This window comes from Stenotrophomonas sp. B2 (assembly GCF_014947095.1).
Lineage (GTDB): Bacteria > Pseudomonadota > Gammaproteobacteria > Xanthomonadales > Xanthomonadaceae > Stenotrophomonas > Stenotrophomonas maltophilia_P.
This window is the reverse complement of the sequence record NZ_JADCQA010000021.1, coordinates 24,149-32,545: the sequence shown is the minus strand read 5'-3', so window position 1 is coordinate 32,545 and position 8,397 is coordinate 24,149. Positions and strand designations below refer to the sequence as shown.

The 8,397-nt window shown below is 67.1% G+C and carries 7 protein-coding genes; 3 read left to right on the top strand and 4 right to left on the bottom strand.

Translation table 11 applies throughout. The annotated features are described in order from the left end of the window. Window positions 1-174: 174 nt before the first annotated feature. The 3 genes from IMX13_RS18345 to IMX13_RS18335 form a co-directional block, all read right to left on the bottom strand. Window positions 175-1,824: a phosphoethanolamine--lipid A transferase gene (locus IMX13_RS18345; RefSeq protein ID WP_193396926.1), complete on the bottom strand. Its 1,650-nt coding sequence runs from the start codon at window positions 1,822-1,824 to the stop codon at window positions 175-177. Then, window positions 1,821-2,573 (bottom strand): phosphatase PAP2 family protein, encoded by a 753-nt coding sequence (locus tag IMX13_RS18340; protein WP_193396925.1) that lies wholly within the window; start codon window positions 2,571-2,573, stop codon window positions 1,821-1,823. Before IMX13_RS18340 ends, IMX13_RS18345 begins: the two co-directional genes overlap by 4 nt. Window positions 2,574-2,684: 111 nt before the next feature. Continuing rightward, complete coding sequence (locus IMX13_RS18335; RefSeq protein WP_065182656.1) at window positions 2,685-4,388, bottom strand: glycosyltransferase family 39 protein; 1,704 nt, start codon at window positions 4,386-4,388, stop codon at window positions 2,685-2,687. 131 nt (window positions 4,389-4,519) lie between these two features. On the opposite strand from IMX13_RS18335, the gene IMX13_RS18330 reads away from it, so the two are divergent. Together IMX13_RS18330 and IMX13_RS18325 are read left to right on the top strand one after the other, a co-directional pair. Beyond that, the gene (locus tag IMX13_RS18330; RefSeq protein ID WP_065174831.1) at window positions 4,520-5,233 is read left to right on the top strand and encodes a response regulator transcription factor; all 714 of its coding nucleotides are present in this window, start codon (window positions 4,520-4,522) and stop codon (window positions 5,231-5,233) included. Beyond that, a complete protein-coding gene (locus IMX13_RS18325) occupies window positions 5,220-6,506 on the top strand; it encodes a HAMP domain-containing sensor histidine kinase (RefSeq protein WP_193396924.1) in 1,287 nt (428 codons plus the stop codon). Before IMX13_RS18330 ends, IMX13_RS18325 begins: the two co-directional genes overlap by 14 nt. 14 nt (window positions 6,507-6,520) lie before the next feature. Here IMX13_RS18325 and IMX13_RS18320 read toward each other — a convergent pair whose 3' ends face one another. Continuing rightward, window positions 6,521-6,907 (bottom strand): VOC family protein, encoded by a 387-nt coding sequence (locus tag IMX13_RS18320; protein WP_193396923.1) that lies wholly within the window; start codon window positions 6,905-6,907, stop codon window positions 6,521-6,523. A gap of 131 nt (window positions 6,908-7,038) precedes the next feature. Between IMX13_RS18320 and IMX13_RS18315 the strand changes: the two genes are divergently transcribed. Next, window positions 7,039-8,289 carry a DUF819 family protein gene (locus IMX13_RS18315; protein ID WP_053519007.1) on the top strand — a complete coding sequence of 417 codons (1,251 nt, stop codon included), beginning with the start codon at window positions 7,039-7,041 and terminating at the stop codon, window positions 8,287-8,289. Window positions 8,290-8,397: the final 108 nt, after the last annotated feature.

Here is an 8,397-nt window from a genome sequence, read left to right as displayed (position 1 = left end):
GGGCTGGGTCCGGTGGCGGGGGCGTGAGCCGCATGGATGCGGCGACCGAGCCTACAAGGACGTATTTACGGCGTCCCCCGCCACCGGACCCACCCCGCCTACCCACGGATTGCACGCTGTTGCTGCTGCCGTTGCCTCTGCAGGTGCAGGGCTGCAAGCCCTGCCGAACACCCCTCAGCTCTCGCAGCCGGCAAACACGTCGCGATCGCGCTCGTACAGCGCCGTCTTCACCTGCATCAGGCCCAGCACCGACGGGAACAGGTTGTCGTGGTCGGTATACGCTGCCGAACGCTTTCGCACGCACTGCAGGTCCAGCCCGCGACTGCTGGCGAAGCCCGGCGAGAACCACATCGTCATCGGTACGCGGGTCTGCTCGGCCGGGGCGATCGCATAGGGCACGCCGTGCAGGTACAGGCCCTTCTCACCCAGCGATTCGCCATGGTCGGACAGGTAGATCATCGCCGTGTCGTAGTCCTGCATGCCCTGCAGCGTGCCGATGGTCTTGCTCAGGAAATGATCGGTGTACAGCACGGCATTGTCATAGCTGTTGGTGATCTCTTCACGTGAGCACCGGCCGATGTCACGGGTGTCGCAGGTTGGCTTGAAGCGGGCAAAGGCGGCCGGATAGCGCTCGAAATACGCCGGGCCATGGTTGCCCAGCTGGTGCAGCACGACCACGCGGTCGCCGGGCCTGGCACGCACCTGGGTGGCCAGGTCCTGCAGCAGGATCTCGTCCATGCAGCGGCCGTCGGCGCACAGGCCCGGGGTGGTCGCATCGGACAGCGACTGGAAGTCCAGTCCTTCGCACACGCCTTTGCAGCCGGACTGGTTGTCACGCCACAGCGGTGCGATGCCGGCACGGTTCAGTACGTGCAGCAGCGACTGGTGCGCGCGGATCTTCTTCTCGTCGTAGTCGTGGCGTCCCCATGGCGAGAACAGGCAGGGCAGCGAAACTTCGGTGCTGGTGCCGCAGGAGTGCATGTCGGGGAAGTTGATCACCGGTGCCTGGGCCAGTTCCGGCGTGGTATTGCGGCCGCCGTTGAGGCCCCAGTTCTGTGCACGCACGGTCTCGCCCATCACGATTACCAGCAGCCGCGGTTTGCTCGCCGGAGCGCGTGGGGTGGCCTTGGCGTCGGTGCCGATCGGCAGTTTCGGCGCGCGCTGCACCGGGTTGTCGCCGCGCAGTGCACGTGGAAGACCCAGCAGCACGTTGGCCGGGGTGGCGAGGTAACGCACTTCACGCTGGTTGCGCATCAGTGCGGAGACGTCCTGGAACGAGATCAGTGCACCGCCAACAGCGGTCACCGCAGCCACCGCCAGGAAGCCCAGGCGCCACAGCAGGCTGCGCCCCCAGCTGCGCCGCTGCAGCTGCACCCGCCACACCAGCACCATCGGCAGTGCCGCCAGCAGCAGTACCGGCCACAGCAGCGAGACCGTCATCAGTTCGCGGCTTTCCTTCGGATCGGTCGCCAGCACGTTGCGCAGCATGTCCGCGTCCAGATAGATGTGGTAACGGCTCATGTAGTGGGCGGCGAAGGCCGTTACCAGCAGCAGCGCGCTGATCACCACCTTGGCGTTCCAGCGCCAGACCAGCAGGCCCAGCAGCAGGCCATGCGTGCCGAGCAGCAACAGCAGCAGCGACACCGCGTAGCGCAGGCTCTCCGGGTGGCTGGCCATCGCGCTGCGCCAGAACAGGCCGTTGCCGGCCAGGGCGAAGAACAGGCTGGTCAGCGCGATCAACGCCTCGGTGGACAGCTGTGGCCGCCAGCTGCGCAGGACGGCCAGCGATGGCACACGGAACGAGCGTTGGACCGAAGCATTCATGCGTTCGCCTCCAGGCGGTTGGTGCGGTCCAGGTGATGGCGGACCAGAACGTACAGCCCCAGTGACAGCAGCCAGCACAGCAGGGCTGTGGCAAGGTCATGCGACAGAAAATGTGCACCCCGCAGCTGCTGGCTGATGCCGAACAGCAGCCCGCTGCCCAGGCCCAGTGCCAGGCCGGTCCAGCGCCAGGCAGGACGCCACAGCAGGGCGAAAAAGTACAGGCTCAGCCAGGCATAGCCGGCACTGGCATGGCCGGCGGGAAAGCACGCGGTCATCGGCATGTCGGCCGGACGATGGCTGAAAAGCCCGATATAAGGCTGGTGGCCGCCGTAGCGCAGCAGATCCCACGGGCAGTCCATCGGCACCAGCGACTTCAGCAGCGACACGCCGCCGGTTCCCAGCGCCAGGGCAATTACGACATAAAGCAGCGCCCATCGCAGGGTGCGATCACGTCCGCGGCGCCAGTGGTGAAAGCTCAGCAGTATCACCACCAGCGCCGCGGCGGTGCTGAACCACTTGCCGCCCCGGTGCACCAGCGAGCGGGTGAACCACGCATCCTGCAGTGCCCAGCGGCCGCCCTCCAACCGGAACAGGTGGTCAGCCAGCCATTGATCGGCTCCCCCCTCCATGAACACGGCGAACAGGGGCAGCACGATGAGCAGTGGAAGCCACAGGTGGGTTACGGCGAACCGCGATGCCAGCGTGGAGTAGGCCGAAGCAACCCCGGAGACGGGAGGACGGACGGACATGCAGGAAAACACCGTGACGATGAACCGGCGCCATGCTCGTCAGGTTGATGTCGGAGAAGGGTCGGACCTGCGTTCGGGCCGGGTTAACCGCCGGCCCGCGTGGGGGATGATTCAGTCTTCTTCTTCGTTGGCGCCGGCCCGCTCGGCGTGGCAGCCGGCATCCCAGGCGGTGCCGGGCACCAGTTGCCAGCGGTTGCGGTTGGCGACGCCGATGTCGATCACCTGGGCGGCATCCACGCAGGGACTCATGGCCTTGTCGAGCACCAGCAGCCAGCGCCGGTCGGGTGCTTCGGCCAGCCAGGGGCCGGCGTCGTGCCACTGTTCAGGCCAGGGCCGCTTGAAGCCGAACTCGCGCACGGCGCGGTCGGCCTGCAGCAGGTTCTGCTCGCGCCAGGCCACCAGTGCCAGTTCGGCATCGGGGCCGATCCTCGCGCCGACCCGGCGCATCAGCGCCGACGACGAGGCGTAGGGGTCGAGCGCCGGAATCAGCACCAGGCCGTACAGCATCCACAGCAGGCCGTGTGTGAGCAGTACCAGGGTGGCGGCGCGCCGCACGCGCAACCACACGGCCAGGGTAGCCACGGCGATCGCGAACGTCAGCAGGCCGTCGCCCAGCACCGGCAGCAGGGTGTCGGGCATCGCACGCCGCTGCAGCTGCGCCTGCGCCCAGTGACTTTCGGTGAGCAGCATCACGCCCAGCACGGCGGTTGCCAGCATCAGCACCAGGCTGTAACCGAACAGATACCGGCGCACGCACAGCCTGCGCAGCAGGCCGGGCAGCAGGGGCGCGGCGGCAAGGGCCACGGCAGGCAGCATCGGCAGCAGGTAGACCTCGCGCTTGCCGGGGCTGGCGCTGAAGAACACCAGCACCAGCAGCGCCCACCCCAGCAGCAGCCACTGCCGGCGGTCGCCACGGCGCAGGCGCCGCCACCACGGGCGGGCCAGCACCGGCAGCAACAGGGCACCCGGCAGCCACAGTGTCAGGATCACCTGCAGGTAGTACCAGACCGGCTGCCGGTGGTGCCAGGCGTTGGCATAGCGGGTGCCGGTCTGCTTGAACAGCAGTTCATGCGCATAGGACTGCAGCGAGGCACTGGGTTCGTGCAGCAGGGCCCAGCCCAGCGGGGCCAGCCAGACGGCCACGCCGAGCAGGAATGCAGGGATCAGCCACAGCAGGGTCGCCGGGTGCGGACCCTCGATGCGACGGCCGCGGCGATGCTGGTACAGCCACCAGCCGAACCAGGGCAGCACCATCAGCAGCGGCAGGAAACCTACGCCTTTGGTCACCGTGCCCAGGCCGGCGGCAAAGCCGGCCAGCCACAGCGCCGGCACATTGCGTCGCTCGCACAGATGCCGCAGCAGGCCCCACAGGGCCAGCGTCGTCATCCCGACCAGCACCATATCGATCTGCGCACGCTTGGCCATCAGGCCGAACTGCAGGGTGCAGAACAGGGCGCCGATGGCATAGAGGGAATGGCGCGGCGACCACAGTCGGCGTGCCAGATCCGACACCAACCACAGACTGAGCAGGGCCCCCAGCAGCGAAGGCAGCAGGAACGACCACTGCCAGCTGCCTACCACTTCGTAGGCCGCCGCCTGCAGCCACATGAACACCGGCGGCTTCTCCGCATACAGCTCGCTGCCACGATGCGGCAGCAGCCATTCCCCGCTTTCCACCATGGTCCTGGCGGCCAGTACGAAGCGGGGTTCGTCCGGTGGCTGCGGTTGGCGCATGCCGATGCCGGCAGCCAGCGCCGCGATGATCAACAGCCAGAGCAGGGGCAGGCGCCAACGGCGGGGCAGGGCTACGGGCACGGCAGGCTCCGGGAGCAAAACGGCCATTTTGAGGCGGCGGGGGTGGGAAAAGCGTCGGAGTATCGCCGGGGCGACCTCATTCCGACATGCGTGGCGCTACCATGGTACGAACTTCCGTGGAACTTTCATGCATGCGCCTGTTGGTGATCGAGGACAACCGGCAGCTGGTGGCCAATCTGTTCGACTACTTCGAGTCGCGCGGTCATGTGCTGGATGTGGCTCCCGATGGCATCACCGGCCTGCATCTGGCGGGCAGCCATCCCTATGACGCGGTGATCCTGGACTGGATGCTGCCCCGGATGGAAGGGCCGGAAGTGCTGCGCCGCCTGCGTGCCGAGCATGGCTCGGAGGTGCCGGTGATCATGCTGACCGCACGCGACGAACTGCCGGACAAGATTGCCGGCTTCCGTGCCGGCGCTGATGACTACCTGACCAAGCCGTTCGCGTTGCCGGAGCTGGAAGTGCGGCTGGAGGCCCTGCTGCTGCGGGCACAGGGACGCAACCCCCGCAAGCGGCTGCAGGTGGGTGATCTGGTGCTGGACCTGGCGACCCTGGAGGCGCAGCGCGCCGGACAGGTCCTGCATCTGTATCCGGCCTGCCGCAAGCTGCTGGAAGTGCTGATGCGCGCCAGCCCCGGCGCGGTCACCCGCCAGCAGCTCGAATTCGCCCTGTGGGGCGACGAGCCACCGGACGGCGACCTGCTGCGCTCGCATGTCTACGAACTGCGCCGCAGCGTGGATGGACCGTTCGTGGACAAGCTGATCCACACGCTGCCGCGGGTCGGCTACCGGTTGGCCCTGCCCACCGCCGCCGAGGCCGGCAGGAATGACGATGAAGGTGCGTAGACCCGGACCGCTGTACCGCCGCGTGCTGTGGTGGCTGCTGGGCTACCTGGCACTGCTTTCGCTGGCGGTGTTCAGCGTAGGCAACTATGTGCACGAGCACGCCGAACACGCCGCCTGGCGCGCGCTGCTCAACTCCGAACTGGACAGCATCGTCGAGCATGTCGAGCACGAGCCACACTATCGATGGCAGGACTCGGACACGCTCAGCCTGTACCGTTTCGACGCGGTGAACCTGCCTGACAGCCTGCGCACCCTGCATCCCGGCCTGCATGACGGGGTGATGGTGAAGGACCGCGAAACGGCGGTCATGGTGCGTGATACAGACTCGATGGGGCGCGTTGCGCTGGTGCTGGACATCTCCGACTTCCACGACCTTGAGCAGTTCGCCACGCGGTGGGTGATGCTGGCCGGGGTGATCATGATCTTCGTCACCGTGCTGATGGCGTCCTTCGGCATGGAGCGCATGGTGCGTCCGCTCAGCCTCCTGGCGCAGCGCATCGGCGCGTTGCGGCCGGGCGCGCAGGGCCAGCGCATCGATGTCGACCCGCGTGGCAGTTCCGAGCTGCACACCATCGCCGATGCGTTGAATGACTACCTCGAACGCAACGAGCAGTTCGTGGAACGCGAGCGGGTGTTCATCAGCACTGCCAGCCATGAGCTGCGCACCCCGATTGCGGTGATGACCGGCGCCGCCGAGCTGGCCCTGGAGCAGCCGGGCCTGCCGGACCGTGCCCGGCAGCAGATCCAGCGCGTGCTGCGCACCGCGCAGGGCGTGGAGCAGCTGATCGAACTGCTGCTGGTGCTTGCGCGCGATCCGGCGCGGCTGGCGGCGCGTGCCGAGCGCATCGCACTGGACCAGCTGCTGCCGGACATCGTCGAGCATCATCGCCATCTGCTGGGCGACAAGGATCTGAGCATCGGTATCCAGGCCGCGCCGGTGGACATCGTTGCCCCGCTGGCGGTGGTGCAGGCGGCGATCGGCAACCTGTTGCGCAACGCGATCGAGAACAGCGGCCGCGGGCACATCGAACTGCGCCTGAGCGCTTCGGCGGTGCTGACCCTGCAGGACCCGGGGCATGGCATGAGCCCGGAGGAGATCGCTGCGATCCACGCACGCATGGCCCGGGGAGAGCGTGTCGATCGTGGCGGGATCGGCCTGGACCTGATTGCGCGCCTGTGCGAGCACCTTGGCTGGACCCTGCAGCTGCAGCCCTGCCAGCCGCGCGGAACGCAGGCCACCCTGGATTTCGGTGCTTCGCGCCCCGGCGGATGATCGCAGTCGCGGGGTCAGGCCTTCGGCCTCGGCACATGCTGGTCGACCAGGATCACGTTGCCGTCCGGATCCATCAGTTGCAGGAAGGCGGGGCCTTCACTGTCGGGATCGGCCCGGACCTGCAGCGCGATACCCTGCGCATCCAGCGCTGCCTGCAGTTCGCGGACGTCCTGGAAACGCGGCAGTTCCTGCTTGTGCTGGTCCCAGCCCGGGTTGAAGGTCAACAGGTTGCCTTCAAACATGCCCTGGAACAGGCCGATGACGACACCATCGTTGCGCAGCACCAGCCAGTTCTGCGTCGCATCGCCGCCGGTGACCGAGAAGCCCAGCGCCTCATAGAACGCGCGGGAGGCGGCCAGGTCCTTGACCGAAAGGCTGACCGAGAAGGCACCCAGTTGCATGGACACGCTCCGTTTCGGGAAAGGCGAGGCCGGCACTGCAGCATGACCCGCCGTGAAGAGGGTGTTAATCTCGACCCGCGCCGCCTTATGCGGCGCTTTTTTTTCCGCTCTTTCGATCGACAGAGGATCCCATGCCGACCGAACCCGCTACTGCCCTGATCAGCAACGATATCGTTGGCCTGGGCCTGATTGCCGCCACCCTGGCCCTGATCTTCTGGGCCGCCAGTGGTCCCACCCCGCTGCTGAAGAAGATCTTCGCCTGGGTGCCGGCCCTGCTGCTGTGTTACTTCATCCCGGCCATCTACAACACCGCCGGTGTCATCGATGGCCACAACACGTCGCTGTACAACCCGGTCGCACGCGATGTGCTGCTGCCGGCCGCGCTGGTCCTGCTGACCCTGTCGATCGACCTCAAAGGGGTCATCAAGCTCGGCCCGAAGCTGCTGCTCGTGTTCTGTGCCGGTACCGCCGGCATCATGCTCGGCGCCATCGTCTCGTTCCAGGTGATGAAACTGATCCACCCGGAAACGGTCGCCGGTGATACCTGGGCCGGCATGGCCGCACTGGCCGGCAGCTGGATCGGCGGCGGCGCCAACATGGTCGCGATGCGCGAAGTGTTCGGTACCGATGCGACCACGTTCGGCCAGTTCGCCGTGGTCGACGTGGCCTGCGCCAGCCTGTGGATGGCGATCCTGCTGTTCCTGGCCAACCGCGCGCAGCAGATCGACACGCGCAACGGTGCCGACACCCGTGCCATCGACGAGATGAAGGCGCGCATCAGCGCCTATGAAGCGCAGAACGCGCGTATTCCCAGCATGACCGACCTGATGGTGATCGTCGGCGTTGCCCTGGGCGGTGTCGGCCTGGCGCACGCGATCGCCGCGCCGCTGTCGGGCTGGTTCAAGGCCAACGTGAGCTGGGCCAGCCAGTTCAGCCTGGACAGCCAGTTCGTCTGGGTGATCCTGCTGTCCACCGCGATGGGCCTGGGCCTGAGCTTCACCCGTGCACGTCGTCTGGAAGCGGCGGGTGCCTCGCGCCTGGGCACGGTGTTCCTGTACTTCCTGATCGCCTGCATCGGCATGCAGATGAACCTGCTGTCGCTGCTGGATCGGCCGTGGCTGTTCCTGCTCGGCGCGATCTGGATGGCGACCCACGTGCTGGTGCTGTGGGCCGTGGCCAAGCTGGTCCGTGCACCGCTGTTCTTCTTCGCCATTGGTTCGCAGGGCAACATCGGTGCGGCGGCATCGGCGCCGGTGGTGGCTGCGGCCTTCCATCCGACACTGGCACCGGTCGGCGTGCTGCTCGGCACGGTGGGCTATGCCACCGGCACCGGGCTGGCCTATGTCACCGGCCTGATCCTGAAGTGGATGGCCAACGGCTGAGCGCGGGTCGCTATGGCTGCGCTTTCCCGCGATCTGCGGCAGATCCACGCCATGCGTGGATGCACTTCATGCCGACCCATGAGCAGAGAAGGGGTCAGATCCGTTTCC

What these genes read in the sequence shown, in the direction of transcription:
- IMX13_RS18325 (WP_193396924.1), top strand. Translation starts at nt 5,220, where the DNA reads ATGAAGGTGCGTAGACCCGGACCGCTGTACCGCCGCGTGCTGTGGTGG.
- IMX13_RS18320 (WP_193396923.1), bottom strand. Translation starts at nt 6,907, where the DNA reads ATGCAACTGGGTGCCTTCTCGGTCAGCCTTTCGGTCAAGGACCTGGCC.
- IMX13_RS18330 (WP_065174831.1), top strand. Translation starts at nt 4,520, where the DNA reads ATGCGCCTGTTGGTGATCGAGGACAACCGGCAGCTGGTGGCCAATCTG.
- IMX13_RS18345 (WP_193396926.1), bottom strand. Translation starts at nt 1,824, where the DNA reads ATGAATGCTTCGGTCCAACGCTCGTTCCGTGTGCCATCGCTGGCCGTC.
- IMX13_RS18340 (WP_193396925.1), bottom strand. Translation starts at nt 2,573, where the DNA reads ATGTCCGTCCGTCCTCCCGTCTCCGGGGTTGCTTCGGCCTACTCCACG.
- IMX13_RS18315 (WP_053519007.1), top strand. Translation starts at nt 7,039, where the DNA reads ATGCCGACCGAACCCGCTACTGCCCTGATCAGCAACGATATCGTTGGC.